Consider the following 26477-nt stretch of genomic DNA (forward strand, 5'->3'; position numbering starts at 1 on the left):
CAGGCGTTATTTGTCAAACTCCTGAGTCACTGCATCTTTGAATAAGGCTTCCACCATTTTTTGCACTCTTGGACCAACTATTAGTATCACCGGGATGACCAGCATATAGGCCATGATCCAGGATTTCAGCCAAATCACCAAAAAATTGGCAACAAATCCAATATTTATAGAAACCAAACTGAAGGAAATTATACCCGTAGTAATCACTCCCATAATCATGGCAAACGCAATTTTCCGCTTCATTTTCTCTTTTTATTTAGTTTTAAAATTGTCACCGGTTGATATGCGAATATCAGGCTGCACTTCCCGGGTTCATTGCCATCAGCGCTTGGTCTGGCGATTGCAGGAATAATCCAAATAGCTCGGCAGTCCTGCCAACCCGGATTTCGTATGTATTTGTCTCAAATGCATGAACCAAAGCCTCGGCTACTTCGCGTGGCGGAATGCCATTTTCTCCACCGATTTCGGTTGAAAAATCTGTGTTAACCAATGGCGGCATTAGTTCAAAAACCTTTGTGGAAGTTGTTTTTGCTAATGTCAACCGCAGTGATTGCGTGTAGGAATGCAATGCTGCTTTGCTCGCGGCATAAGTCGGGATCACATGATTGGGCACGTAAGCTGCAATGCTTGAAACATTGACGATTGCGGATTCCGCCTGTTTGCTTAACAGTAGCGCCAGTTTTTGATTTATCCCGACAATTGATAAGTAGTTGGTCACAATTTCTTCCTCTGCCCGTTCGTAAACATTGTCCACGCTATCGAGCAGATAATAAGATGCCGCGCCCGCGTTATTGATCACAATGTTCAGGTCTGGAAAATCGCTTTTTAATGTTGTTACCAGCTTGTCCACATCCTGCTTGTCAGCAACGTCACTCACAATGGCCGTTGTGTTTTTCAGTTTCGCCACGGCGCTGTTGAGCCGCGCTTCGTTTCTGCCCGTGATGATCACATTGTTTCCTTTTTCCGAAAAAATCTTCGCTATCTCAAATCCGATTCCAGCGCTTCCTCCCGTGATCAAAATTGTATTTCCCGTCGTTTTCATTTTTGCTTTTGTTTAAATAAATCAAATATTAAAATATACCGATCGGTATATTTATTATTAAAAAAATAGTTACAAATCGTCAATCATCTTTTTTACTGCTTTCATTATCGCCGTCCTGTATTGCAGCTTACCCGTAACTTTACTGATCATAATGCCTCCTTCAACCAATGCGATCAATGTGATAGCCACTTCTTCCGGTTCCAGATTGGCGCTCAGCTCATTATCTACAATCCCTTTTTTAATCAAGGCTTCGATTTTATTTTTCCATGAATAAATGGCGTCAGCCGCTTTTTGTCGCAGCGGCGGGTGCGTGTCGTCGGCTTCGATAGAAGTGTTGAGAATGGGACAGCCGCCTTCGGGAAACGGGTAAGTCAGGAAGTTCTCATAAATGCGCACATACACCAGCAACTTTTCCTTCACCGATTTCTGCGCATCCATTTCAGCCTGAACAGCGGTGAACATTTTCTTCAAGTTGAAATCGAAAGCCGCCAGCGCCACTTCGTCCTTGTTACGGAAATTCCCGTAAATGCTTCCTTTCGTCAGGCCGGTTGCTTCAATCATATCGTTGATTGAAGTTCCCGAATAGCCCTTTACATTGAAAATCGGCGCCGTTTTTTCAATGATAAATTGCCTGGTTTTTTCTGCCTTATTCATGTGCTTTAAATTAACGACACAAAAATATACCGATTGGTATATTATAACAAGCAAAGCTTCCTTTATTTTTTAGTTTATTTTATCAAAAAACAAAAAGCGGCCAGGTTTCGCAACCAGGCCGCCATTTTATCTCCTATGCCTAATTTTTTCACTTAGCGCTAACACGCCAGATCGTCCCGGCCGAATCGTCATTGACCAGCATCGAACCATCTTCCATTACGGTCACTCCCACTGGGCGGCCGTACACTTTCTTTTCGCTTTCTATAAATCCAGCTAGAAAATCTTCGGGCTTTCCAGCAGGTTTGCCATCCTTGAATGGTATAAAAACGACCTTGTAACCCGTTAGTTTCGAGCTGTTCCATGATCCATGCTGGCCTATGAATGCACCGTTCTGGTATTTTGCAGGAAACTGTGTTTTGTCATAGAATGCGAGTCCTAGTGAGGCTGTGTGTGATCCTAACGGCACATCGGGCACAAGCGTTTTGGCAACAAGATCAGGGCGTTCCCCTTTTCTCCTCGGGTCCTCATTTTTCCCAAAATATGCGTACGGCCAGCCGTAAAAACCGCCTTCTTTCACACTTGTAACGTAATCTGGCACCAGCTCGTCACCGAGCTTATCCCGCTCATTTACAGCCGTCCAGAGCACATTAGAACCAGGCGCCCAATCCATCCCAACCGGGTTACGCAAGCCGCTTGCATAGATTCTTTCCCCCGAGCCGTCCGGATTTATTTCCAGAATATTGGCCCTGCGCTTTTCCTCATCCATGCCATGATCCGCCACATTACTGGCCGATCCTACCGAAACATAGATTTTAGACCCGTCCGCATTAGCCAGCAAGTTTCTTGTCCAGTGATTGTTATATCCGCCAGCTGGCAAATCAAGGATTTTTTCGCCTTTGGCCGTTATTTTGGTTTCCCCTCCTTTGTAAGGATATCTGAAAACGCCGTTGGTATTGGCCACATAGAAATAATTTTTGAGCACCAGCATTCCCAATGGCTGTTTCAGATTTTCCATGAAAATCTCTTTGATTTCAGGCTTACCGTCGTTGTTGACATCACGTAAAATTGTGATTCTATCTGCGCTCTTTTTCGTATTGGATTCCGCAACGAAAACGTCACCATTCGGTGCAACGTAAGTCCAGCGCGGACTTTTTAACTTATCTGCATATTTGCTGACAGTAAAACCTGATGGTGCCGTCGGCATTTTGCCATCCGGCCAGCCCGCTTCCTCAGGCCTGTTTTCAACCGACTCGGTGGTAAATGGTGCTGGTAATGTAAGGCTGTCTGTAACTGTTTCAACTGAATCAGGGCCACTTTTTGCGGCGGCTTCTTTTTCTTCATCGCTTACTTTGGTGCTGCATCCTCCCAGCGTGAGGGCCAGACATGTGCACGCAATTATGAGGCAATTTGTCTTCATTCGGTGATGGTGTTAAAAGTAAAAAGCAGATCATCGGTTTCTCAACCTGTGATCTGCTTTTTACAATAATGATGCCACTTTGCTATTCAAGCATATTTCGTCCTTTTGCTTAGTAACTCACCGCTTAAAGAGCAGTTTAGAAACTAACCGGAACCTCAACCACTGCATCGGCCCAGCCCATAAACATCTTGGCAGAAGTGTCTGAAACTTTCTCAAATACGATAGAAAAGTTCTCGATCGGTGCTTCCGCTTTTTTCACAGGAGCCGTCACACGAAGGACATCGCTGCCTTCTTTGTATTTGTAAGCGCCCCAGTAATCCAGGTCCGAGCTCAGGATTACGGTCCATTCTTTTTCGCCAGGAATCGAGAAAAGCGAATAAGTGCCTGCTTTCACTTTCTTGCCACCGAATGTCGCATCCTGGTAAAATATGATCTCGGTTGCTTCATCAGCGCCTGTTCTCCATACTTTTCCATAAGGTTCGAGCTTACCAAAGACCTCTCTTCCCTTCAAAAACGGACGACTATACGAGACTTTTACCAAAGCCTTTTCGCCATCTTTCCGGTCATGCGCAAAGTGATCCGGGAAATAAGCAATATCACGCGGACTTTTATCCAAAGGCCTGAACTTCTGCGCCTGAGCAGTAAAAGCGATCAAGATAAATGTCAGAGAAAGAAGAATTTTGTGTTTCATACAAGTAGATTTAGTTGGATTAGTTTCCGATTTGGGCAATTTCACTTTTTATAATGGTGCCTGCATTTAAGCTGTATATCCTTATATCGATTAACCCATCATCTTCCCGGTTAAAACAGGGCGGGAATCTTTTGTTTTTCCCAGGATAGCCAGGCTGCGTTTGAATTCAATGTTTACGTTATCGGCTTCGAATTTGCAGGTTATGGTTTCGTAGTGGGCGGTTTCGATGAAGCGCCAGGTCATTTCGAATGTGTTTTCGTCGACCCAGGCTCCGTTACCGGCTACTTTGGTCAGCTTTTCACCGGGAACAGGTGTTAGTACAAGCTTCAAAGGCATGACGGAAAGATCCGTTAACCCGACTTTCCAGTTACCCAATCCATTCACGATCAAATGCTCCCCCTTATCGTCGTATAACCGGAACAAGCACCAGCCTTTCGCGAATTCAAAGGATACTTTATTCACTTTCAAACTGTTATCGGCTATTTTAAAGCTTTTATCGGTAAGTTTTGTCGCCAGCTCGGCGGTTGGTTTCCCAGGCGTTAGCGGCAATGCGAGTGATGTTAATTTCTTTTGCAGTTCCGCCTGCGTATCCTTATCCGACTGCACGCGCTCCGACTTCACAGATGCAAGAACGTGGTTCCAAACGTGGTCGAGAATGGCTTGCATATCACCTGTCTCGCTGGTAATTGCCACCACCATATCCTCCTTCGGCATCACTATGCAATATTGTCCGTAAGCGCCATCGCCCCGGTAAGCATCGTTCCGGCAACGCCAGAATTGGTAACCGTAACCTTGCAGCCAATCGTTTTCTTCCGATTTCCGGGCTCCGCCTTTAGACATGATGTGAGAACGCGTGGCTTCTTCAACCCACGCTTCGGACAGAATACGCTTGCCATTCCACTGTCCCTTCTGCAAATAAAGCTGGCCGAATTTGGCAATATCCTCGGTCTTGACCCGAAGTCCCCAGCCTCCCGTATTGATGCCGTTCGGATCCACTTCCCAATCCGGATCATCAATGCCCAGCGGCTCGAAAAGGCGCGGCGTCAGATATTGCAGCAATGTCTGGCCGGTTAGTTTCTGGATGATTGCGGACAGCATATACGTTGCTGCGCTGTTGTATACAAAAAATGTCCCCGGCTCGTGCTCCACGGGCAAGGATAGAAATGCTTTTACCCAATTCTTTTCCTTGGATTCCCTGACAGGCCCGGTGGCATCCTTATCGTGCCCGGTAGACATGGTAAGCAGATCCTTTACCCGCATCGCGGCCAGATTCGCACTCACTGTTGCCGGTTTGTCGTCCGGAAAGAATGATAAAACTTTGTCTTCAACACTTAATTTCTTCTCTCCCACTGCCAATCCGATGGCCGTGGAAGTAAAACTTTTGCTCAGCGAATATAACGTATGCTTCATATCAGGCCCATAGGGCGCCCACCAGCCTTCCGCAACGACTTTTCCCTGACGTAAAATCATTAAGCTGTGCAAATTAAGCTTGTCCGCCTCTACAGCGTTGGTGAAATCCAGAATATTTTTAGCCGATAATCCCTGCAATTCAGGTGAGCTGCGTGGTAAAGAACCGGAATGTAACGTTGCAGCCCAGGCCGATGCCGGAATTGCGCTGATTATGCCTAATTGTAATGCACCAAATCCAAGTTGTTGTAGAAATTCCCTGCGATTGTAAGACATGTCTATGGAGAATAAATGTTCAGAAAAGTCAAATGGTCGGGTGGCTGCGGACTGGGCATGGACGATTTGTCTGCGGTAATGGTATCTTTGTGCTTACAAAAATATTTTTGACCAACTGCGCAGCACTTTATGTCTTTCGAATCGCTTGGCTTGTCCGAACCATTATTAAAAACCATTGCCGAACAGAATTATACTCAACCTTATCCAATTCAGCAGGAAGCAATTCCGGCTATTTTGAAAGGAAATGATGTGCTGGGCATTGCCAAGACGGGTTCGGGAAAAACGGCCAGCTTTGTCCTTCCGATTCTGGAATTATTTCAAAAAAAACCGGCTGCTCCGAACAGGCATATTTCTGCATTGGTCCTGGTGCCTACACGCGAGCTTGCGGTGCAGATTGCCGTTGTTTTTCAAACATTTGGCGAAAGGCTTCCGCGGAAGGTGAAGACATTGGCTGTTTATGGAGGCGTTTCGATCAATCCGCAAATGATTGGTTTGCAAGGTGTTGAGATTCTGGTGGCAACGCCCGGCCGGTTAATTGATTTGCTGTCCCACAAGGCGCTTAATATCTCAGAAACGCAGATTTTAGTCCTCGATGAAGCTGATAAAATGTTGAACCTTGGCTTTGCCGAGGAAATGAAGGACATCTTTTTTCTTTTGCCCAAAAAACGCCAGAGCATTCTGTTTTCGGCCACATTAGGAGAAGAAGTTGACCAGATCAATAAAACGCAGCTCCGAAACCCGGTGCGCATTGAGATTGAGGAAGAAGAACAAAACCTGGATCTGATCAAGCAAACGGGTTATTTCGTTGATCCGGACCGCAGAGGACCGTTGCTGAGATATCTAATTAAAACGCAGGAAATGAAGCAAGTTCTTGTATTTGTTTCGGCAACGAGAACGGCCGATAACCTGGTTGAAAAACTGAATAAGAACGGAATACAGGCGATGGCCATGCACAGTAAGAAAAGCCAGGGCGCCCGGACCGAAGCATTAAACAAATTCAAAGCAGGGAAACTGACCGTGCTTGTTGCCACAGATCTTGTTTCCCGCGGAATCGACATTCAGTTTCTTCCTTATGTGATCAATTTTGAATTACCCAGATCACCAAAGGATTATGTGCACAGAATAGGCCGGACGGGCCGGGCAGAAGCGTCGGGAGAAGCGATTTCCCTGATCTGCCCGGAAGACGTGCACCATTTCAAAATTATCCAGAAGAAAATGGGCAAGCGCGTTGAAATGCTTGAATCTTATGATCTGGAATTGATGGGTTACTGAGCCGCCTTGGTCTTGTTTTTTGCCGCCAGTTCTATAATCTCTTTCTTGCTGCCCGACCAGAATGCAATTTTCCGGCGGTTGAATGTATACGTCACCGCAACAGAGTCCCCGAAGCTGATGATGGCCGGATAGGAATATTCGTCTTCCTTCTTGCCGGTTGCAATGTCAATGCGATCCGTCCAGTTTTGACCGTTATCATACGACATAATCAGTGAAAGCGGCGATCTTGAACCCCAGTCTTTATCATTCGGGTTGTAAGCGAGCACCAGTGTTCCGTCTGGCAGTTTGGCCAGGTCAATGCCGCTGTTCGGGTTAGGAAGCGATGTTTTCTTGATCGTCGACCAGGTTTTTCCATTATCAAAAGAATCGCTTCTGCCGATCACGCCGCCGGTTGTTCTTACCAGCATATGCACAGTGCCGGGTTTGGATTCCCACAAGGTGGGCTGGATGGCGCCTTTCCCTTTTATTTCTGTTGTATCAATTTTAAAGTAAGGGCTTGCTTTCCAGGTTTTACCTTTGTCCGTGCTTCTGTCTACAAAAACTTCCCAGCGATTTACCTCGTTGGACGCGCCTGCCAGCCAGTCGCCGTTTGATAGTTCGATCAGCTTGTCTTTTACAGGCCCTCTTCCTCCTTTATCGCCTTTTACCAACTCATAGGCATCCGACCACGTTTCACCCTTATCAGTGGAAGTTTTCACCCAGGTTTCCCAATGCGCAATTTCTTTTCCTACTTTGAAATATAAAATAATCTTGCCGTCTGACGTTTTTTGCAAAACCGGGTTCCAATGTGCGTCTTCGCGGATTTTGGCCACTTCTTTGGGCGCACTCCAGTTTCCCGGCTGGCCTTTTGAAACCCAAATCCCTACATCCGGATTCTTCTCCTCTGTTCCTCCAAACCACGCGATCAGATATTGACCGTTATCCAGCCTTACCAATGTGGATGCATGGCATTGCGCAAAATCCCGTTTATCTCCAAAAACAAATTCCTTATCGCTTGCCAGTGAATCCTTTAACTCTTTATTCTCATTTTCCGCTTTGTCCGAACTTTTCGAGTTACAGGAAGTCAGCATGACGGAGGAAAGCAAAAGACCGGTTAACAGGCCGGCACATAGGGTTTTTGGAATGCGCATAGGAAGTTGAAATATTGATGTCTGAAAAATGTACGTAGGATTGGACGGAACGGGCTATTATTTGAGCAATTTCTTTAACTCGTCCATCACCATTCCTGGCGCTTGCTCTTCGTATAAAATGCGATAAACGGCACTTGTAATGGGCAGGCTTACCTCGTGGATCTTGTTCATTTCGGTAATGCTTTTTGTGGCATAGTAACCTTCCGCGATCATTTTCATTTCCAATTGCGCCGCCTTGACGCTATATCCGCGGCCGATCATATTCCCAAAAAGCCTGTTCCTGCTAAACTGCGAGTAAGCCGTCACAAGCAAGTCGCCCAGATATGCGGAGGAGCTCATGTTGCGTTCGCGCGGGTCTAGGGCAGTAACGAAATTCCCGATTTCCTGCATGGCATTGGAGACCAGCACGGCCTGAAAATTATCACCGTACCCCAGGCCATGCGTTATGCCGCAGGCCAGCGCTACAATGTTTTTCATCACAGCCGCATATTCAACGCCGTAGAGATCGTCGAGCGGGTTCGCGGTCACGTAGCGGCAGGTCATCAGTTTAGCAAAATCCTCCGCGCTCGGACATTCCGTGGAAGCGATCGATAGATAGGATTGCTTTTCCAAAGCCACTTCTTCCGCATGGCAAGGGCCGGCTATCACGCAGGTTTCTTGCAGGTCAATGCCGTATTCTTTGGAAACCCAGTCCGTAATAAGCATATTCTGGTCAGGAACCATGCCCTTAATGGCCGAAACAATCCTTTTTCCTTGCAAATGTTTGGAAGAAAGATCGCGCAATGCTTCCTGGATGAATGCGGCAGGAACTGCCAGGATTACGTAATCAGCACCTTTGACGGCTTCTGTGGTCTTTTCAAAGACCTTCACTTTCCTGGGAGAAAGCACCACGTCGCTCAGATAGCTGGGGTTATGATGGAATTTACGGATATGCTCAATGTCTTTCTGGTTTCGCAGCCACCACCGGATCTGGACGTTATTTTGTTCACAAAGGATTTTGATCAGCGCAGTTGCCCAGCTGCCCCCTCCTATCACGGCGATCTTGATGTTGTTTAAAAGACTCATTTTTGAGGCCTGAAAAGGTGTTCAGGCGTAAATTAGATATGAATGAATGTTTTCAAAAATGAGAAGATTTTGACAGAAAATAAAAAATCCTTGCAGCAAAGCCGCAAGGATTTTCTTTTTTAACCTAAACTAAATCGAACTTATTACCCTTTTACAACGTATCAGTTCGCGTTTTCATTTGATTTCTTTTCGTCTTTTTTCACTTCTTCTTTCTTTTTTTCTACCAGGTCGCCGTTCTTTAGGTTTTTGGACACCGCAATGTAAGGCCCGGAAATAATAGTATCACCCGGTTTAAGGCCGGAAAGAATCTCGATATTTTCAAAATCGCTGATGCCTGTTTTCACTTCCTTCATTTCTGCCTTGCCATTCACATCCACAAACACAACTTCTTTGATCGCTTCCTCTTTCTTAGGCTTTTTCTCATCCTCTTCCGGAGCTTGATCCGTCTGCTCGCCGGGGCGTGCACCAGCAGCAACCGGCGGCGTGCTGTTACGCGTGGTCACAGCGGCGATTGGCACAGAAACCACCCCATTCTTGCGTTCCGTAATAATCTCAACCGAGGCGGTCATACCTGGTTTGAACGGGTAGGATTTTTTGGATTTGGAAACCATCAGATCGGCAAAGGATTCATTTAATATCTTCACCTTCACTTCAAATTCGGTGACAGCATCGGCAGAAGCACTGGAAACGGCTGATCCTGTGGAGGCTGCAGAAGCCAAGCCGGCGGCTGTATTTGCGATTTCCTTGACAATTCCCCTGAACTTTCGTCCGGATGCGCTATATGCGTCTACATCAATTTCGGCCGTGTCGCCCAATGCAACCCGCACAATGTCGTTCTCATTCACATTTACACGCACTTCCATGTTGCTCAGGTTTGCAATGCGCATCATTTCGGTTCCTGCCATCTGCGAAGTTCCTACCACGCGCTCACCCGCTTCGACATTCAATAAGGAGACAACCCCGGTTACGGGTGCAAAAATGCTCGTTTTACGAAGGTTTTCCGCTGCATCTTTCAAGCTCGCCTCGGCGCTTTTAATGTTGTACAATGCGGCCGAAACATTGGCTTTCGCAGATTCAACATCCTGCTGCGCAACACCGAATGTTGAGGCAAATTGCTCGTAATCGGCTGCCGAGATCACCTTATCATTATATAGTTTTTTGTTTCTGTCAAAATTCGCTTTCGCTTGCAACAGCCGCGCTTCGGCTTGGGAAACCATTGCTTTTGTCTGTTCGTAGTTGGCTTTGCTGGAATTGACGGCTGCCTGTGCGCGGGCCATCAAGGATTCATAGTTGTCAGGACGGATTTTTAATAAAAGTTGCCCTTTCACCACCGAATCGCCTTCCGCAACATTCAGGCTGATAATCTCACCTGAAACATCCGGGCTGAGCTTAACTTCAACCTCCGGCTGAACTTTGCCCGAAGCGCTCACGCGCTCAATGATATCCGTCTTTTTAACATTGGTATACTCAACCTCCGTTGCTTTGGGCTTGCCAATGTAACCGGCTTGTTTTGCTCCAAATAAACCTGCCACAAGAAGTGCGACAATGCCTGCTGTGATCCACCAGATCCGTTTCGAAGATTTACGTGCCATATTTTACTTTGTTACAATTAATGTTGATTGAGGATTAGAGGCATTAGGCTAAAAATGAAGGCCTTTTTTAAAAATCCGATAACGGACGGTTCATATAAAAATCAAGGATCTTGGTCCGGAAAACGTAATCATATTTAGCCTGAACAAGATTACCATTCGCTCTGTCGAGATTTGCCTTGGCAATGTTGTATTCCACGGAGTTGATTGCGCCAACATCAAAACGAACCTGTGAAACGCGGAACGTTTCCTGTAACGCCTGCACCTGATTGGCGGTTGCCGAGTAGCGCTTGGCTGCGTTTGTCATATCAATGTAAGCCTGCTCCACATTTTTACGGATCGTCAACTGAACCTGCTGCGCCTGATATTCATAGGTTTTTTGCTGAATCTTGGCGTTGGCAACATTGTATTTCACCCTGAAATTGGTAAAAATCGGAATGGTTAAATTGAGATTAATGGCCGAGTTTCTGTTGAAGTTCAGCTGATCCAGATAACCGAATGTGCGAAGGGCACCATTTGGTGTTTCAATTTTCTGGACTATGGGCAGTTGCTGGTTGTTAACAATGATATAATCGGTCGGCGAAATTACTTCGGTGATCTTGGTTCCCGAACCGTCGGAGACAAAACGTTCCTTTGGAGCTGCGCTGGAATAGGCTGTGTAAATGCCTCCGTTTAATGTTAAGGAAGGCAACGCGGCACCTTTTGCCAGATCAATGTTAGTTTTAGCGGCTTCTATGCGCAATTCCGCAGCTTGCATTTGCGGCAGATTACCACGGGCTACATCAAATATCTCCTGGATCGTGGCATCATAAGCTTGCAAAGCCGGATCTGCCACTTTGATCATTACCACATTGATCTGCTCGCTGCCGGGCATATTCATAAACTGTTTCAAATTCAGCTTCGCAGTTTCAAGGTTGTTTTCGGCATTAACCAATGTGAGCTCGTCGTTGGCAAGCTGCGCTTTAAGGTCGAGCAGATTGCTTTCTGCCAACGTTCCTGCTTCAACGAGTTTGGCAGTCCGGTCGACTTGAAGCTGGGATGCTTCCACTTGCAGCCTCGCCACTCCGATCAGCTCAATGTTGGTCATCACTTGCAGATAGGACAATGCAACATTCAGCATAATGTCATTCCGGGCAGCATCCAGGTCTTTGGCGCTTGCCTTGTAATTTTCATTGTTGAACTTGATATTATTTTTAATCTGAAAACCATTGAACAATGTAAGCTGCCCGCCCAGCTGATAGTTGTTCGAGTTCACATTCTGCTGTACAAACTGGTTGGTAAAAGGATCGATATTTCTACCCGAACTGAAACCCTGGCTGGCGCTGAAACTAATGCTTGGCCAGCGCTGCCATTTGGATTGGGCGTAAATGTTGCCGTTGGTCTGAACGGTAAGCTCTGAAATTTTTATGGAAGGATTGGTTTCCAGCGCAATCCGGATGCAATCTTCGAGTGAATAAGTGTTGGCTGCCTGGCTGGTATCTTTCTGTGCGAAGGCTGTGTTTCCCGCAACACATACACAAAATACAATAAACAGCAGTGCGGATTTGCGTAACGATTTCAACATAAGCAGGTCAGAGTTAGATAATCAATATTAGTGTTTACCAGAAAAAACAGCCATCCATTTTGTACGGACGGTTGCATAGGAAGGGTAAAGGGCAATTCGTACAGAGCTGCCAAAATATCAGTGAAAAAATAAGTATCCCAGCCATATTCCGGCCAAAACGCCTATTAAATCAGCAATTAATCCGGCTACGATGGCGTAGCGGGTGTTCTTAATACCTACTGAACCAAAATACAGCGCAACAATATACAAGGTCGTATCGGCCGAACCTTGAAAAATACATACCAAACGACCCACGAATGAATCGGGCCCGAATTCCTTCATGGCGTCGATCATTAATGCCCGCGCGCCGCTTCCGCTGAGCGGCTTCATGAGTGCTACGGGCAATGCATCCGTGAAATCGGTGTTCATTCCTGTTGATGCAAACATCCATTTGAGTCCGTCGATCAAATAATCCATTGCGCCGCAAGCCCTGAATGCGCTGATCGCAACAAGCAGTCCGACCAGATAAGGAATAATGGTTACCGATGTCGTAAAGCCACCTTTCGCTCCTTCAATGAATGTTTCAAATACATTGATTTTCCGATACATCCCCCAAGCCAGAAACCCAGCCACAACGCCCAGCAGCACCGAATTACCAACGAAAATGGATACCGTTTCAATCTGTTCTTTGGGAAGGCCTGATAAATACCACAGCATCAGCGCGATAATGGTTGTTATACTGCCCAATCCCAGCATAATGGTCCGGTTGAAAAGGTTGATCTTCTGCCACGCAGCTGTAATCAGCATACTCATCACCGTGGTAATGTAAGTGCCTACTACACAGGGAATAAATACATCGGAAGGGCTTTCTGCGCCCAAAATGGCTCTTTGTGCAATGATAGAAAGCGGGATGATCTGCAAACCCGAAGTATGCAAAACCAGGAACATGATCTGCGCATTGCTCGCCGTATCCTTACTGGGGTTCAGCTCCTGCAAACTTTGCATGGCTTTTAGCCCGAAAGGCGTTGCGGCATTATCCAGCCCCAGGAAATTGGCGGAGAAGTTCATGATCATCTGCCCGTTTGCCGGGTGATCTTTGGGAACCTCGGGGAAAAGTTTGTTAAAAAAAGGGCCTATAAACCTGGCAAGCGCATTAATGATCCCTGCTTTTTCACCAACATTTAAAATCCCCAGAAAAAATGTCATCACGCCGGTAAGCGGCAAAGCAATGTCCATCACCGCAACCTTGGCCATTTCCAGCATTCCTTCCGTAATTGCCTTAAAACTCTGCACATCACCGGTAAGGATAAATTTCAGAAGCGCAATGATGAAAGCAATGACAAAAAAGGAAACGAAAATGTAATTTAACGCCATAATGAAGGTTCGGGGTGCTAGGCAGTATTAGTAAAGATTTGATTACAATGTCGAAAGTAAAATATTTTATTTAATGTAAATAACAAAGGTATATTGCAAAGTAGTAACCGCATCGCCACCTAATATTGATTCCAATGAAGTATTGCAGCCTTTTACTCCTGCTCACCTTGTTTGCCTGTGATTCAAATACCAAAACTAAAACAGACGCCCAGAGGAATGAAATCGTGAACGACACCATTCCTGCTGAAAGAAAAGTGGTTGAAAACAGCCCCGTGGCCAGTTTCAGTGAAAAAGTTAAGGACCCGCTTAATGACTGGCGCTTTTCCGTGGATGTCTACGAAACAAAATCAACCTTTGATTTTTTAGTCAAAATAAAATACAAAGAACTGGACGCTGAGGACAACATTAAGATCCCGAATTTCGGCATTATGCCCAAAGTGGAAGTCCGCAAAGGAAAAGAAGAGCAATCGTGCATCATTGGTTTTCTGGATAAAGCGGGTGAATTTAAAGAATACAAGCTGGTGCAGGTGAAGAATCAGGAGTTGAAGATCTCCACCATTAAGCATTACGCAAGAACACTGTATAAAAAGAAGAAATAAATAAAAAAGTTTTTCAAACACAAAAGAGCCTGGTATTCAGGCTCTTTTGTCGTTCATATGTGAGAAAAAGTTAATTCAACACGACCCGCACATTCTCCCCAGCTTTTTTGTCGTGAATGATTTGCAGATAATACGTGCCTCTCGGCAGATCGCCCACCGGAATAGAAATCGTCTTTTTATCATTCAGGTCATCGGCTATGACAAATTCCTCTTCTGAAACGGATTTCACTTCCTTCGTACTCGCTTCGCTGAAAAGCTTCACCATTTCAGGCAGCACGTCGTTTTCAGCTTTGTTTTCAAATGTAATGTATATGAAGTCCTTGGCTGGGTTAGGGTAAATTTCATAGACCGGGCCATTTTCCAAACAGTTGTCCACGCATATCGTAACACCCTTCTTCACCGATCCAAAACAATTGCTTGCCGTCACATCCACGCCATAGCAATTATTGACATAGGAATTGAAGTAAGCCGTGCCACCATTAGAGTTAATAATCGTATTCGCAGGATCGGAGGTGGTCCAGACGCTGAACTTCGTTTCCGGCTCGCTGGTATAAGCATTCAACGAAACGCCCGCGCCGTTACACATGAAATCCGGAGAACCGCCACCATTCTCCGTGACGAGCAATGCACCCGGCAAAGGCGCACTCCGTTTCACCTGCACCGGCGTGCTGTAAGCCGTAGTAACCCCACAAACCGAGTTCGTAGCCGAAACCTTCACCGTTCCATCGCTCACTCCAGTCAAATGCGCCGTATTCGTATTCCCCGGCGAACTAACCGTTATCCCACCAGAAGCAACCCAATTATATGTAGTTGCATTACTAGCAGAGGCAGTAATGTCTTTGGGAGCACATAGGAGGATGGGACCGGAGTTGATGGTCGGAACTGTTGGGAGCGGGCGAGTAATGGTGAGCTGCGAGGAAGTTGCCAGCCCCGGAACATCGCTTCGGCTAGCAATCACTTTAATAACACCGCCAGAGCCTGCACCCGGCGTCACCGTAATCGTATTTCCACTGCCACTATGTGTCCAGCCAGCCGGATACGTCCAGGTATAATTCGTAGCATTCATCACAGCAGGAACCGAAACCGTAATCGGCGTCTTGCCACAAGCCAGCTGATAACTGCCGGCATAAGCAATGTTATTGATCTTAATGTTGCCAGGTGTGCCCAGGTATTTGATTGGGATATTTTTAGTGACACTAAGCGCAGGGGGACAGGATGTGCAATTATCAGCCTGGCTCGCAGGCACGCCAGACGTAACCTTCAAGATGCCATCGCCATTGTAATTATTCCAGACGACTTCAATAGATGTTTAACCGTCACCACCATACTTTGAGGGACTAATTACAGTACCACCGACAATGACACCATTGGTAACCTCCCAGTTGTATTTACAATCTTTTCCTTTACCACATTTGTCAAACTCCGTCATGCTAACTGAATATTTATGCGCAACCTGATTTGGAAGTGCATAGCTACACGTGAAGGCAGGCCCTTCGCAAACAATAGCAGCCTTCTGGCACAAGGCGGAGACCGAATTGACGGCAGTGAGACATATAATAGCTAACCAAAAATTCAGATCAATTCTTTTCATGGCGAAATTGGTTTAAAGATGATAAGTGACATTGATTATCCTTACGGCATTGAAATAAGTATTGAAATACCGTGTTCTTGACCTTGTCGTTTCCTTGTCGGCATGGAGAGTCTGCTCGATGTTGTATTTGAATATCAAGGCGGTTTCGGCTGAGATGGAGAGGCGATTTATAATCCTGTATTTGATTCCTGCAAAAGGATTGAGACCAAAGCCATATGTCTGGTTTGGGAAGGGGTCGTACCTTTGATCGTGCGACTTATGATATGAAAACTGGAAATCAGCGCCGTAAAAGAGTTGATGTTTTCCGGAGTTTCGCCGAAATTCGTATCCAAGCGTTGCGGCCGCATTGAAGTTATCCATCAAGCGATAAGGCACAGCATTACCCGCAGAATCTGCATAGTAATAGTCCTTACCTAAACTCGAATCATAATTCTCGAGAGAGAACCGGTAAGCGCCTTTTGATTTTGGAGCATATCGGATCATTAGATTCCCAAAAGACCCTACCCAACCAATCAAGCCTATACTAGCATCCCACTTGTAATCCTTAAATTCCTTACTCGCTTTTTTTGTTGTCTCAGGAGGTTTTTCCTGTCCATATACATGAATACTCAGCCAGAGCGTCCCGGCTAGAAGAAGGATAAATGTTCTCATCATGACTTTTAGATGTTTATTTGATTGGTACAAATAAAACATCCATAAATCATACAGCACGCACGAAAACCCCAGCTTCGTTCCTACAAAAACCCAGAAAAATCAGCGTTTGGCTTTGAGTTTGCTTACGTAATTTTCGGAGATTCCCAGGTAAGAGGCGATGTACTTTTGAGGGACACGAAGGAAGAGTTCCCTGGATTGCTGATGGAAAATATTGAGCCGCTCCTGCGCTGAGTGAAGCCGCATTTCGCGAAGCCGTTCTTTATCATGAAGGCCGAAACGCTCGGCAATGATCCTGCCGAGATGGCACATTTCCGGATGTTTGGCGTAAAGGTGATACAGATCTTTGCGTGATATGCAAATCAGCTGGCAGGGTTCTAATGTCTCGATGTATTCCTTTGAAGGAACCTGGCAGACAAAACTTTCAAAGGCAAGGAAAAAGTCGTTTTCGCTGGCAAACCATTCGGTAATTTCCTGACTCTTCCCAAGCCTGTGGATAATACAGCAGCCACGGGCGAGCCCGGTTTTAACGAACCAAAGTTTGTCGCAAATCTCCCCTTCGGAGAGAAGCAGCTTTCCTTTTGGCACATGTATCAGTTTGAACGCTTGCAGGAAATCCGAATTGACGGTGTCACTTATAGGGGTAAAGGCCCCAAGGAAGGAAAGTAATTGTTTAGGCATAAATGGCATAGTGTGTCGTAATAATTAAGCAAGAATAATAAATTTTCTCGTTATAACGCAAAATAGCCCGGAAATTCCGGGCTATTTACATTTATCACAATTCGTATTGTCACGCCTTAAAAACCTCGTCCATCTTCTCCCGGATGGTAAGCAACCGCTTCCGGTCGCCGCCAGCAACTTCTGCCGATGCCCAGCCTGAGTATCCAATTTTTTGAAGCGCTTTGTTTACTTCGGGCCAATTATTATCACCCTCCATAAACTCGACGTCGAAACCTTTCCAAAGACCCAGGTCGTTTTGTTTTTTAAAACTGAATTCTTTCAAATGGAGCTTTAAAATGCGCTTATTCAACGCTTCGATCCAGGAAGCAGGCCAACTGTAGCGAAGCACATTTCCGACGTCGAAATACCAGCCAACCATGGGGTGCTTGAAGTCATCGACATACTTTGCCGCTTCCAGTGGACTTAGCAAAAATTGGTTCCAAACGTTCTCAATCGCTATTTTGACACCTGTTTTTTCCGCTATGGGAAGCAGCTTGCGAATCTCGGCCTGTGAACGTTCATAGGCTTCTCCATAAGTTACAGTTGCATTAACCACACCTGGCACGACCAGCACGGTGTTCCCGCCATATTCTTTGGTGTCCCACAACGCTTTTTCAATGGACTTGGCGCATTCTTCCCTTTTCTTCGGGTCGGGATCCGACAATGGCAGCTTCCAGTGCATTGAATTAACAGTGCCGGGAATCAGCAAACCGGTTTTATCTCTGGCCGCGAGGACCTCCTTCATATCTAGTTTGTCGGGAGATTCCAGCTCCACGCCGTCGTAACCTAGATCTTTTAGCAATTTAAACTTGTCCATTACAGACAAATCCTCTTTTACCATCCCCCACATCAGGCTCTTTTTCACCATTGGTCTGGCCAATGAATTAGCAGGCGTTAAGATGGGTGACCCAGGATTTGTCAGCACTGATGCATTAGCAGCCGATGCAGTGCCAACTGTGGCAGCACCAACCGCAACGCCGGTTGCGGCAAGCGCCGAGTTTTTCAGAAAATCTCTTCTTTGCATAAAATCCTATGAAAACGCTGTGATACCAGGTTTAGCAACTTCAACAACCGGCGGCTTCATATCGAAGCTGTAAGTATCCGGACCTAATTTTTCTGTTGAGTTCATTGCTTCATCCCAGGTTACGCGCTTTCCTGTGTACGCAGCCATTCTTCCCATGATAGCGATCAATGTGCTTTGCGCCATGAATTCACCATCATTTACGTGCTTACCGCTACGGATCGATGCGAAAAGCTCGTTATGCTCAGTTTGGTACATATCATTCTGTGCACCCGTGTATTTCCATGGATTTTGTCCAAAGATTTCATGCACGTTTCTTGCGCAGTTTACCATAGCACGGCCTTTTGTACCGATCGTTTCTACGAGATAACTGTTTTCGCAATTGGCTTGCTGTCTTGAATGGTGGAAACCTTTTGCTCCGTTTTCATAATCGTAAACTACGGAGAAGTGATCGAAAATATTTCCGAAAAGGGAATCCGTACGAACTTGTCTTCCGCCTGTTCCTACTGCTGAAACCGGCAATTTGCCGCCCATTGCCCACGACATCATGTCAATGCTGTGCACGGCCTGCTCTACGATATGGTCACCGGCAAGCCAGGTGTAATAAGTCCAGTTACGCAGTACATATTCTGCGTCCGTCCAGCCTTGTACGCGCGGGAAAGACCACAATGTCCCTGTATCGTAAGTGTTATAAATTGCAGAAATATCACCAACAGCGCCATCCAGGATCTTCCCGAAACTCGCACGCTTTGGCTCATGGTAGCGCCAGCAAAAGCCGGACATCAGAGCCACATTTTTTTGTTTTGCCAATTTAGCCGCTTCTAAAACCTTGCGGACACCAGGTGCATCCACGGCCACAGGTTTTTCACAGAAAACGTGCTTGCCTGCATTGATCGCTGCTGTCAAATGTTCCGGACGGAAATGCGGAGGCGTTGCAAGGATCACAACGTCGACACCCGAATCAAGCACCTTTTTGAAAGCATCAAAACCTACGAACTTATGACCTTCGTCCACTTTCACTTTCGCGCCGTGTACTTTGGTCAGGTTATCGAATGAAGAATCTAATTTGTCTTTGAATATATCTCCCATTGCGTGGAGAACAACATTAGGATCTGCTTTCAAAGCTTGGTTTGCCGCACCGGACCCGCGTCCGCCGCAACCGATCAAACCTACTTTCAGCGTTTCGGCATTAACACCTGCAAACGCGCGGTTTGGATTCAGAATAGTAACAGCTGGTAATGTGCTGCCTGCCAGCGCAATGCCCGCCATTTTCAGAACATCTCTTCGAGAAGTACTCATTGTTAGTTAAGGATTAGGTGATAGATTATATGATACATACCAGATCTTTCGGAGCAATAAAGATAGAAAAATCTGTTATTTTTCCAGCAAAAGGGAACCAAAAAATCATTTTGCGTGCTCGTTAACACACAAAATCTTATAACGCTGGTTTTGATTTTTGTATACATTTATATTCCGAAACTTCTCATCCCTCTATGATTCACGATAATTTACTATTAATCATTTCCCTGCTTTTCATCGTCTCAATGCTCACCATGCTGAGCGAAAAAATCGGGGTTTCCTATCCTATCTTTCTGGTAATCGCAGGCTTACTCATCTGTTTAATTCCGGGAATGCCGCATATGCAGCTGGAACCCGACTGGGTTTTTCTCATATTCCTGCCCCCACTTTTATACTCCGCAGCATGGAATACTTCCTGGAAGGATTTCTGGGAATCGAGGCGGCCGATCGGCTTGCTTTCGATTGGTCTGGTGTTTTTTACAGCGACAGCCGTTGCCTATCTGTCCAGCGCGATTATTCCGGGATTTACATTGGCGATGGGCTTTTTGCTCGGCGGCGTTATTTCTCCGCCAGATGCCGTGGCGGCCACCTCGGTTTTACAGGGACTTAAAGTTCCTAAAAGGGTGGTCACCATTCTTGAAGGTGAAAGTCTGGTCAATGATGCTTCCTCGCTCATTGTGTTCCGGTTTGCGCTGGCAACCGTTGCCACTGGGGAGTTTGTGCTCTGGAAGGCGGAAGTCAACTTTTTTATAGTGGCCGGGATGGGCATTGTAGTGGGACTTGTGATCGGGAACATTCTTTATTTCGTGCACAAATATTTCCCAACCACTCCGAGCATCGATACTGCGCTTACATTCATTACACCTTATATGATGTATATCGCGGCAGAGCATTTTGAATATTCGGGCGTGCTGGCGGTGGTGAGCGGCGGGTTGTTTTTGAGCTTCCGTGCCCATGAAGTCTTCGCTTACCAGTCGCGTATGCAGAGCATGTATGTCTGGGAAACGGTTATTTTTCTGCTCAACGGCATTGTTTTCATCCTGATCGGTCTTCAATTGCCGGATGTGATAAACGGGCTGAAAGCATACACATTGCTGGAAGTAGTTTCCTACGCGGTCATTATCAGCATTGTTACCATCATCATCCGCATTATCTGGGTTTATCCGGGAACATATTTACCTCGGCTATTATCAAAAAAAGTAAGGGAAAAAGAACCCAGGCCAAGCTGGCGGACGACGTTCATTGTGGCTTGGAGCGGCATGCGCGGCGTTGTTTCCCTCGCATCCGCACTGGCGATCCCGCTTACCCTTGATGGAAAACCTTACCCGCACCGGGACCTGATCTTGTTTATCACATTTGTGGTGATCCTCTGTACGCTGGTTTTGCAAGGACTAAGCCTTCCGTGGCTCATCCGCCTGCTCAAAATCGAAGATCCGGGCGAAAATATGACCGAACAAAAAGCGATCATCAATGCGCGCCTGGCCACGGTAAGCCTGGAATATATGCAGTCCAACTATGAAGGTGAAATCTCACAATTCGAGCCTTTCAGACTTTTGAAAGACCGCTATGAAAAGATCATCGAGCTGGCCGACACGCGTTATCTGGATATCGACAACAATGCAACCATTGGTTTTGCAAGGGCTTACCGGAAAATGCTCGTGGAAATTGTGGGCATTAAGCGCGAGGAGATAAGAAAAATTCGCCGGGACAAGGTCTGTTCCGACGAATTGATAAGGACGAAAGAAAGAGAATTAGACCTGGAAGAAGCAAGGCTGAGAAACTCGGGCTGATCAATCCCAGGCCACTTCTATCACATAATTTTTCAGGTCAATGGTCGTGAAGCGCTCGCCATTCTGACGTTTCAATGCGATTTTACCGTTCTGAACTTTGGCTACTTGTTGCGCCAGAACATCTTTCTCGGACTTCTTGCGGTAAATCGCTACCATTTGCTCATCGGTATTCACATCTACATCGCAGCTGCGTCCTTTTGCATTGATAAGCTTTGCATTATCAGGCAGATAAGGCGCTCTTGCCAATGCCAGCGCACGTGAAGCCTGCGGCACGCCGTATCCGACAAAGTTATTTCCATATGGATACAAATGCGCCGATTTTTCAATCAGAGAAATCAATTCTACGTTTGTCAATTTAGGGTTTGCCTGCAAAAGACATGCTGCAAAACCAGTGATAACGGGTGCTGATAATGAGGTTCCATAAAGCGAAAAGCAGGAAACATTAGGCTTTACATAAGATAAAAACTCAGGCCCTACACTGCTATAACCGATTCTGTTCCAAAGTTTTCCATTGGTAGCACCCACAGCCAGAACGCCTTTTGCATCAGCCGGGGCCGAAACAATTTCCCAGCTCTTATCATCACCTTCATTTCCGGCTGAAACAATCAGCATAATGCCTTTCCTGTCCGATGCAATCTGTGCTGCCCTCGAAATAGCCGAAGTTTTACCGTCCATTTGGGAAGGGACATAATTTTCTTTTGGATCTGAGAATCCTTTGGCATAACCCAATGAAGTGTTGATCAAACGTACGCCAAGGCTGTCCATCCATTCCATGGCAGCGATCCAGTTATCTTCCTCGCCCCTGTATTCCCGCAATGAGTAATCTGTTCTTGCCAGATAAAACTTAGCATTGGTCGCCATGCCATACTGGATTTCATCCTGAAAATCCACTCCGGCGATCGCAGCTAAAACCTCGGTTCCGTGCATGTCCGAAAACGATTCAGCAGTGCTGAAAAGCAATTCTCCGGCGCGGCCTGGCTTTACATAATCGCGGATGCCCAGAATCCTTTTGTTTTTAAAAATCTGTGTGAGGGAAAGCGAAGAATCTGCGCCATAAAAACCTGCGTCGATCACCCCTATGGTCACGTCTTTGGCTGATATGTTCTCTTTTGTAAATGCATTGGCCTGGACCTGCGACATTACTGGTGCCATTTGTGCTTTTTCGATGGCTTGGGTGCGGGCAATGTAAAATCCCGGGTCAATAGGAACCACTTCCTGAACAAAATCCAGCTCACGCACTTTCATGGCCTGCTCGCTGGTCATAATGGCAGACACTGCATTCAGCCATTTGGAACGATTGATAATGCTGACAGACTGCTCTCGTAGTGCCCGCTCGTACTCGCCCTTTACAGGCAGGTCCATTTCGTCCGAAGCGACTAGACCAAGTTTGAGGCGGTTTTCAAGTGTTAATGCAGAAACAGCCGGTGGGGCGCTCAGGTCCTTGTTTTTGAGGTAAATCCAGTATTTCGGACTCGCCGACAAAATAAAAGGTGCAAAAACAAACGCAAGCAGAAACAATCTTTTCATGAATATGATCATAGTTAGGTTATATCAGTCAATCAAAAAAAGCGACGGATTTTTGCAAATTTGCCGCTCTACTATTGAACAAGATAAACGTAATTTTACAAATTAAATTACCAGTTACAAAATTTAACCCCTATGCGCTACGCCCCCATCGGCAAGGAGCTTTTTATAGAAAACCGCCGCCGACTAACCCAATTATTGAGGCCAAAATCCCTGGTTATATTGAATTCCAATGACCTGATGCCTACGAATGCAGACGGCACAATGGGTTTCAAGCAAAGTACGGATCTGTTTTACTTAACCGGCGTGGATCAGGAGGAAACAATCCTCGTCCTGTCTCCCGAACATCCCGATGAAAAGCTTCGGGAAGTCCTTTTTTTGAGGGAAACCAATGAAACTATTGCCGTTTGGGAAGGAGAGAAGCTGACCAAAGAGCAGGCCAGGGAAGTAACGGGCATCAAAACCATTTACTGGACACATCAATACGAAACCGTTTTCCGCAATATTGTTTTTGAAGCGGATCAGGTTTATTTAAATACGAATGAACACACCAGAAACGATTCTCCGGTGCAGACGCGAGAGACCCGGTTTGTAAATGAATTCAGGAAAAAATATCCTATCCATACATTGGCAAGGCTGGCTCCTTTAATGCATCAGCTTAGGGCTATTAAGCAGCCCAAAGAAATTGAGTTACTTCAAAAAGCATGTGACATTACCAAACTCGGTTTCGAACGGTTATTGACATTCGTAAAACCTGATGTGCAGGAGTTCGAAGTAGAGGCTGAGCTGCTCCATGAATTTGTCCGCAATCGTTCCAAAGGCTTTGCTTACCAGCCGATCGTTGCATCGGGCGCTAATGCGTGTGTGTTGCACTACATTGAAAATGACCAGCCCTGCAAAGATGGTGACGTGCTTTTACTGGACGTTGCGGCAGAATATGCCAACTACGGAGCAGATTTGACGCGCAGCATTCCGGTGAATGGTCGCTTTACAAAAAGGCAGCGCGATGTTTATGATGCGGTTTTGCGCGTTTTCAAAGCGGCAAAGGGAATGTTGGTTACAGGGAATATCTGGGATGAATACCATCTGGAAGTCGGCAAAATCATGGAAAGTGAGCTCATCGGGCTGGGGCTGATTACCAAAGATGACATCGCCAAACAAGATCCGGAAACGCCTGCCTACAAGAAATATTTCCCGCACGGAACTTCCCATTTTCTGGGTCTGGACATTCACGACGTAGGCAACAAATACCGCCGTTTTGAGCCCGGGATGGTGTTTACATGTGAGCCTGGCATTTACATTCGGGAAGAGGGCCTTGGCATTCGTTTGGAAAATGACATTCTGATTACAGAAAACGGGAACTTGGATTTAATGGAACATATCCCGATTGAAGCGGAGGAAATTGAGGAGCTGATGAACCGTTGAGTTGAATGCTTTGACGCATTCTTTTTGTAAATTTGTTCAGATCAAATTGAAAGCAAATGGAAAACACAATCAATTTTAACATTCCGTTGTCATTTCAGCAGCTCGTGGATCTGGTAAGACAATTGCCAAGGCCGGAGCGTGAAAAACTGGTTACCGTTATTCAAGAGGAAACCTTGGATGAAGATGAACCGACCAAAGCTGAGATTCTTGAAAACTTGAAGCAGGATTACATTGCTTTGAAGGCAGGAACATTAAAAACATGGCCTCTTAAAGACGTTTTGAATGAGCTATGAACTAATTGTTTCCACACACTTCAAAAAAGAATTAAAGCGACTTGCTAAAAAATACGCTTCATTAAAAGAGGACGTTTTTAAGCTCGGCGAAAATCTCTCCGATAACCCTGCACAGGGCACACCGATTGGTCAGGACTGCTTTAAAATTCGATTAGCCATTAAAAGCAAAGGCAGAGGAAAGAGTGGCGGGGCAAGGGTGATAACGTGTATTTTTACTATGCAAGAAGAAGTTGTGCTACTTAGCGTTTATGACAAGGCAGAAAAAGATAATATCCATGCAAAAGAGCTGACCGATTTGCTTCGAACCATTGAAAGAAGTTAATGATATAACAGTCACATTTCACTAAAAGCCGGGAGATTTAGCGTCTTTCCGGCTTTTGGTTATTTAACAACCTTTGGTTTTAGAAAATGGAGTTTTTGCCCGAAGACATTTATAAGCTGCTAGCTTCCTTTTTGCTGGGAGCTGTGATCGGCACGGAACGGGAATACCGGAGTAAGTCGGCGGGGTTGCGGACCATGATCCTGATTGCGGTGGGATCGACATTGTTTACAATCCTTTCCATCAAGATCAGTGCAGATGCGGGAAGAATTGCGGCGAACATTCTGACAGGGATTGGCTTTATCGGTGCCGGGATTATCTTCCGGGAAAATAACCGGGTCGTAGGCATTACAACGGCTGCCATTGTATGGGTGACGGCGGCGATAGGAATGGGCATCGGTGCTGGTTTTTACGCGATTACCATTGCCACATTCGTTATTTCGGGGCTATCCCTGGTGATCCTCGCCCCTATCCAGAAATTCATTCGCAAAAAAAGCCAGATCCGCAATTACAGAGTCGTATGCCCTTACCAGAAAAAGACGCTGAAACTGTATGAGGAACTGTTTAAAGAGCATAACCTGACAATTCTTCAAGGCGCGCAGAGCCGTTCCGGCGGACAGATCACGGGAAGCTGGACATTACAGGGCTCAGAAAAGAAACACGATAAGCTGACGCATCATTTGCTGAATGACCAGGGAATCATCGAATTTGATTTCTGATCCGTTTCCGCCAAGAGCGGGAACATTAGATTTTAATTAAAAACGCGTATAAAAACCCTTGTCATGCGTCTTTTTAAAAGCGGGAAAGCGTTATAACAAGGTAGAGGGAAACTTTATAGTTAAAAAAAACTTTATCATTAATATAACCCACATTCAAGAATGATTTACAAAGCCACAGCCCGCGTAAATCGGAATTTTACTGCTTCGTTATGTCCGATATTATAAAACAGAATCTTTGGGATATCATCGTCCTCAACACCTCTGAATCTGAGGCTGAATGGCTACAAAACAGAGCTGCGTCGAGCCGGATGGATTTGATGACGGCTTTCGTTGCGGCACCCAGGTTTCTTTCCAAAAAGATCATTTCCATAAATCAAGATCAGCAATTTGCGCTGAATGCCGAAATCCCCGGATTTTCGGTGGAAGGCTGGTCGCTGGTCCGGCTTGCAAGGGTTTGGTTACTGACCCAGCTTGATCCTTCGGACAAAGAGGAGTATGTCAAAAACATTGAAACGCTCTTCGACACGGCCGAAATGAATGAACTGGTGGCGCTTTATGCTGCATTACCCGTGCTTTCTTACCCGGACCAATGGCTTTTCAGGGCCACCGATGCGGTCCGCTCCAATATGGGCTTCGTTTTTGACGCCATAGCATTGTATAACCCTTACCCGGAGAAACATTTCAGCGAACTGGCCTGGAACCAGCTGGTTTTGAAAACCATATTCAATGATAAGCCCATTCATTTCATAGAAGGCCTCGACAATCGTGCAAACGAGAAACTTGCGATGACACTTTCCGACTTCGCGCACGAACGGTGGGTGGCAGGAAGGAGCGTTCCGGCGCAGGTTTGGCGACTGGCAGGCAGGTTTATGAATACAACATTACTCGCTGATATGCAGCATTTATTTGATTCGGAACATGTTGATGACCGCAAAGCTGCTGCATTGGCTTGCAATGATTCCTCACTTGCCCCGGCCCATTATCTTTTGGCAAAATATATTGACCTTGAAAAATCGGTTAAGTCCGGCGCTTTGACCTGGGCTGATCTTGAACACTGACACCTAAA

General features: G+C 45.9%; 26 protein-coding genes. 8 read left to right on the top strand and 18 right to left on the bottom strand.

Annotated features, from left to right (window positions below):
- Positions 1 to 6: 6 nt before the first annotated feature.
- The 6 genes from G395_RS0101310 to G395_RS0101340 form a co-directional block, all read right to left on the bottom strand.
- Positions 7 to 243 carry a DUF2798 domain-containing protein gene (locus tag G395_RS0101310; protein ID WP_026628399.1) on the bottom strand — a complete coding sequence of 79 codons (237 nt, stop codon included), beginning with the start codon at positions 241 to 243 and terminating at the stop codon, positions 7 to 9.
- A gap of 49 nt (positions 244 to 292) precedes the next feature.
- Positions 293 to 1042 (bottom strand): SDR family oxidoreductase, encoded by a 750-nt coding sequence (locus G395_RS0101315; RefSeq protein WP_026628400.1) that lies wholly within the window; start codon positions 1040 to 1042, stop codon positions 293 to 295.
- Positions 1043 to 1111: 69 nt separating this feature from the next.
- Positions 1112 to 1696, bottom strand: coding sequence for a TetR/AcrR family transcriptional regulator (locus G395_RS0101320; protein ID WP_026628401.1), 585 nt, complete (start codon positions 1694 to 1696; stop codon positions 1112 to 1114).
- Positions 1697 to 1844: 148 nt separating this feature from the next.
- Positions 1845 to 3113, bottom strand: a complete 1269-nt coding sequence (locus G395_RS0101330; protein ID WP_026628402.1) for a PQQ-dependent sugar dehydrogenase — start codon at positions 3111 to 3113, stop codon at positions 1845 to 1847.
- Between the two features lie 136 nt (positions 3114 to 3249).
- Positions 3250 to 3804, bottom strand: a complete 555-nt coding sequence (locus G395_RS0101335; RefSeq protein WP_026628403.1) for a DUF2911 domain-containing protein — start codon at positions 3802 to 3804, stop codon at positions 3250 to 3252.
- Between the two features lie 90 nt (positions 3805 to 3894).
- Entirely contained in the window at positions 3895 to 5487 is a 1593-nt protein-coding gene (locus tag G395_RS0101340; RefSeq protein ID WP_026628404.1) for a serine hydrolase domain-containing protein, read from the bottom strand.
- A gap of 129 nt (positions 5488 to 5616) precedes the next feature.
- Between G395_RS0101340 and G395_RS0101345 the strand changes: the two genes are divergently transcribed.
- On the top strand, positions 5617 to 6759 hold the full coding sequence (locus G395_RS0101345) for a DEAD/DEAH box helicase (protein WP_026628405.1): 1143 nt from the start codon (positions 5617 to 5619) through the stop codon (positions 6757 to 6759).
- Here the strand turns inward: G395_RS0101345 and G395_RS0101350 are convergent.
- From G395_RS0101350 to G395_RS0101375, 5 genes are all read right to left on the bottom strand, one after another.
- On the bottom strand, positions 6753 to 7889 hold the full coding sequence (locus G395_RS0101350; RefSeq protein WP_084439339.1) for a sialidase family protein: 1137 nt from the start codon (positions 7887 to 7889) through the stop codon (positions 6753 to 6755). The two genes, G395_RS0101345 and G395_RS0101350, sit on opposite strands and share 7 nt — an antisense overlap.
- Positions 7890 to 7946: 57 nt before the next feature.
- Entirely contained in the window at positions 7947 to 8954 is a 1008-nt protein-coding gene (locus tag G395_RS0101355) for an NAD(P)H-dependent glycerol-3-phosphate dehydrogenase (protein WP_026628407.1), read from the bottom strand.
- Between the two features lie 161 nt (positions 8955 to 9115).
- A complete protein-coding gene (locus tag G395_RS0101365) occupies positions 9116 to 10546 on the bottom strand; it encodes an efflux RND transporter periplasmic adaptor subunit (RefSeq protein WP_026628408.1) in 1431 nt (476 codons plus the stop codon).
- Positions 10547 to 10613: 67 nt separating this feature from the next.
- Positions 10614 to 12107, bottom strand: a complete 1494-nt coding sequence (locus tag G395_RS0101370) for a TolC family protein (protein ID WP_026628409.1) — start codon at positions 12105 to 12107, stop codon at positions 10614 to 10616.
- A gap of 117 nt (positions 12108 to 12224) precedes the next feature.
- Positions 12225 to 13460, bottom strand: a complete 1236-nt coding sequence (locus tag G395_RS0101375) for a spore maturation protein (RefSeq protein WP_026628410.1) — start codon at positions 13458 to 13460, stop codon at positions 12225 to 12227.
- Between the two features lie 134 nt (positions 13461 to 13594).
- Between G395_RS0101375 and G395_RS0101380 the strand changes: the two genes are divergently transcribed.
- Positions 13595 to 14059: a hypothetical protein gene (locus G395_RS0101380; protein WP_026628411.1), complete on the top strand. Its 465-nt coding sequence runs from the start codon at positions 13595 to 13597 to the stop codon at positions 14057 to 14059.
- A 70-nt stretch (positions 14060 to 14129) separates the two neighbouring features.
- On the opposite strand, the gene G395_RS28375 is transcribed toward G395_RS0101380, so the two are convergent.
- From G395_RS28375 to G395_RS0101410, 6 genes are all read right to left on the bottom strand, one after another.
- On the bottom strand, positions 14130 to 15323 hold the full coding sequence (locus tag G395_RS28375; RefSeq protein WP_051349918.1) for a PKD-like domain-containing protein: 1194 nt from the start codon (positions 15321 to 15323) through the stop codon (positions 14130 to 14132).
- A gap of 45 nt (positions 15324 to 15368) precedes the next feature.
- Entirely contained in the window at positions 15369 to 15650 is a 282-nt protein-coding gene (locus tag G395_RS0101390) for a hypothetical protein (RefSeq protein ID WP_026628412.1), read from the bottom strand.
- A gap of 12 nt (positions 15651 to 15662) precedes the next feature.
- On the bottom strand, positions 15663 to 16304 hold the full coding sequence (locus G395_RS0101395; protein WP_157486502.1) for a TonB-dependent receptor: 642 nt from the start codon (positions 16302 to 16304) through the stop codon (positions 15663 to 15665).
- A gap of 99 nt (positions 16305 to 16403) precedes the next feature.
- Entirely contained in the window at positions 16404 to 16982 is a 579-nt protein-coding gene (locus tag G395_RS0101400) for a Crp/Fnr family transcriptional regulator (protein WP_026628414.1), read from the bottom strand.
- Between the two features lie 109 nt (positions 16983 to 17091).
- Complete coding sequence (locus G395_RS0101405; protein WP_026628415.1) at positions 17092 to 18045, bottom strand: sugar phosphate isomerase/epimerase family protein; 954 nt, start codon at positions 18043 to 18045, stop codon at positions 17092 to 17094.
- A 6-nt stretch (positions 18046 to 18051) separates the two neighbouring features.
- A complete protein-coding gene (locus G395_RS0101410; protein WP_026628416.1) occupies positions 18052 to 19311 on the bottom strand; it encodes a Gfo/Idh/MocA family protein in 1260 nt (419 codons plus the stop codon).
- Between the two features lie 224 nt (positions 19312 to 19535).
- Here G395_RS0101410 and G395_RS0101415 point away from each other — a divergent pair, with 224 nt between their 5' ends.
- Complete coding sequence (locus tag G395_RS0101415) at positions 19536 to 21131, top strand: Na+/H+ antiporter (RefSeq protein WP_026628417.1); 1596 nt, start codon at positions 19536 to 19538, stop codon at positions 21129 to 21131.
- On the opposite strand, the gene G395_RS0101420 is transcribed toward G395_RS0101415, so the two are convergent.
- Positions 21132 to 22658: a S8 family serine peptidase gene (locus G395_RS0101420; protein WP_026628418.1), complete on the bottom strand. Its 1527-nt coding sequence runs from the start codon at positions 22656 to 22658 to the stop codon at positions 21132 to 21134.
- Positions 22659 to 22790: 132 nt separating this feature from the next.
- Between G395_RS0101420 and G395_RS0101425 the strand changes: the two genes are divergently transcribed.
- From G395_RS0101425 to G395_RS0101445, 5 genes are all read left to right on the top strand, one after another.
- Positions 22791 to 24080 carry an aminopeptidase P family protein gene (locus G395_RS0101425; protein ID WP_026628419.1) on the top strand — a complete coding sequence of 430 codons (1290 nt, stop codon included), beginning with the start codon at positions 22791 to 22793 and terminating at the stop codon, positions 24078 to 24080.
- Between the two features lie 56 nt (positions 24081 to 24136).
- A complete protein-coding gene (locus G395_RS0101430; protein ID WP_026628420.1) occupies positions 24137 to 24373 on the top strand; it encodes a hypothetical protein in 237 nt (78 codons plus the stop codon).
- Positions 24363 to 24695 carry a type II toxin-antitoxin system RelE/ParE family toxin gene (locus G395_RS0101435; protein ID WP_026628421.1) on the top strand — a complete coding sequence of 111 codons (333 nt, stop codon included), beginning with the start codon at positions 24363 to 24365 and terminating at the stop codon, positions 24693 to 24695. The genes G395_RS0101430 and G395_RS0101435 overlap by 11 nt, the downstream gene beginning before the upstream one ends.
- Before the next feature lie 86 nt (positions 24696 to 24781).
- The gene (locus tag G395_RS0101440; protein ID WP_026628422.1) at positions 24782 to 25411 is read left to right on the top strand and encodes an MgtC/SapB family protein; all 630 of its coding nucleotides are present in this window, start codon (positions 24782 to 24784) and stop codon (positions 25409 to 25411) included.
- A 209-nt stretch (positions 25412 to 25620) separates the two neighbouring features.
- Complete coding sequence (locus G395_RS0101445; protein ID WP_051349919.1) at positions 25621 to 26469, top strand: EboA domain-containing protein; 849 nt, start codon at positions 25621 to 25623, stop codon at positions 26467 to 26469.
- The last annotated feature ends 8 nt before the right edge of the window (positions 26470 to 26477 follow it).

This window comes from Dyadobacter alkalitolerans DSM 23607 (assembly GCF_000428845.1).
In the GTDB taxonomy this organism is placed as follows: Bacteria; Bacteroidota; Bacteroidia; order Cytophagales; family Spirosomataceae; genus Dyadobacter; species Dyadobacter alkalitolerans.

Coding starts and splice junctions, on each gene's coding strand:
- G395_RS0101355 (WP_026628407.1), bottom strand. CDS start 8,954: ATGAGTCTTTTAAACAACATCAAGATCGCCGTGATAGGAGGGGGCAGC.
- G395_RS0101335 (WP_026628403.1), bottom strand. CDS start 3,804: ATGAAACACAAAATTCTTCTTTCTCTGACATTTATCTTGATCGCTTTT.
- G395_RS0101425 (WP_026628419.1), top strand. CDS start 22,791: ATGCGCTACGCCCCCATCGGCAAGGAGCTTTTTATAGAAAACCGCCGC.
- G395_RS0101370 (WP_026628409.1), bottom strand. CDS start 12,107: ATGTTGAAATCGTTACGCAAATCCGCACTGCTGTTTATTGTATTTTGT.
- G395_RS0101310 (WP_026628399.1), bottom strand. CDS start 243: ATGAAGCGGAAAATTGCGTTTGCCATGATTATGGGAGTGATTACTACG.
- G395_RS0101400 (WP_026628414.1), bottom strand. CDS start 16,982: ATGCCTAAACAATTACTTTCCTTCCTTGGGGCCTTTACCCCTATAAGT.
- G395_RS0101380 (WP_026628411.1), top strand. CDS start 13,595: ATGAAGTATTGCAGCCTTTTACTCCTGCTCACCTTGTTTGCCTGTGAT.
- G395_RS0101410 (WP_026628416.1), bottom strand. CDS start 19,311: ATGGCGGGCATTGCGCTGGCAGGCAGCACATTACCAGCTGTTACTATT.
- G395_RS0101340 (WP_026628404.1), bottom strand. CDS start 5,487: ATGTCTTACAATCGCAGGGAATTTCTACAACAACTTGGATTTGGTGCA.
- G395_RS0101440 (WP_026628422.1), top strand. CDS start 24,782: ATGGAGTTTTTGCCCGAAGACATTTATAAGCTGCTAGCTTCCTTTTTG.
- G395_RS0101430 (WP_026628420.1), top strand. CDS start 24,137: ATGGAAAACACAATCAATTTTAACATTCCGTTGTCATTTCAGCAGCTC.
- G395_RS0101435 (WP_026628421.1), top strand. CDS start 24,363: ATGAGCTATGAACTAATTGTTTCCACACACTTCAAAAAAGAATTAAAG.
- G395_RS0101315 (WP_026628400.1), bottom strand. CDS start 1,042: ATGAAAACGACGGGAAATACAATTTTGATCACGGGAGGAAGCGCTGGA.
- G395_RS0101390 (WP_026628412.1), bottom strand. CDS start 15,650: ATGAAAAGAATTGATCTGAATTTTTGGTTAGCTATTATATGTCTCACT.
- G395_RS0101350 (WP_084439339.1), bottom strand. CDS start 7,889: ATGCGCATTCCAAAAACCCTATGTGCCGGCCTGTTAACCGGTCTTTTG.
- G395_RS0101375 (WP_026628410.1), bottom strand. CDS start 13,460: ATGGCGTTAAATTACATTTTCGTTTCCTTTTTTGTCATTGCTTTCATC.
- G395_RS0101345 (WP_026628405.1), top strand. CDS start 5,617: ATGTCTTTCGAATCGCTTGGCTTGTCCGAACCATTATTAAAAACCATT.
- G395_RS0101395 (WP_157486502.1), bottom strand. CDS start 16,304: ATGATGAGAACATTTATCCTTCTTCTAGCCGGGACGCTCTGGCTGAGT.
- G395_RS0101320 (WP_026628401.1), bottom strand. CDS start 1,696: ATGAATAAGGCAGAAAAAACCAGGCAATTTATCATTGAAAAAACGGCG.
- G395_RS0101415 (WP_026628417.1), top strand. CDS start 19,536: ATGATTCACGATAATTTACTATTAATCATTTCCCTGCTTTTCATCGTC.
- G395_RS0101365 (WP_026628408.1), bottom strand. CDS start 10,546: ATGGCACGTAAATCTTCGAAACGGATCTGGTGGATCACAGCAGGCATT.
- G395_RS0101330 (WP_026628402.1), bottom strand. CDS start 3,113: ATGAAGACAAATTGCCTCATAATTGCGTGCACATGTCTGGCCCTCACG.
- G395_RS0101445 (WP_051349919.1), top strand. CDS start 25,621: ATGTCCGATATTATAAAACAGAATCTTTGGGATATCATCGTCCTCAAC.
- G395_RS0101405 (WP_026628415.1), bottom strand. CDS start 18,045: ATGCAAAGAAGAGATTTTCTGAAAAACTCGGCGCTTGCCGCAACCGGC.
- G395_RS0101420 (WP_026628418.1), bottom strand. CDS start 22,658: ATGAAAAGATTGTTTCTGCTTGCGTTTGTTTTTGCACCTTTTATTTTG.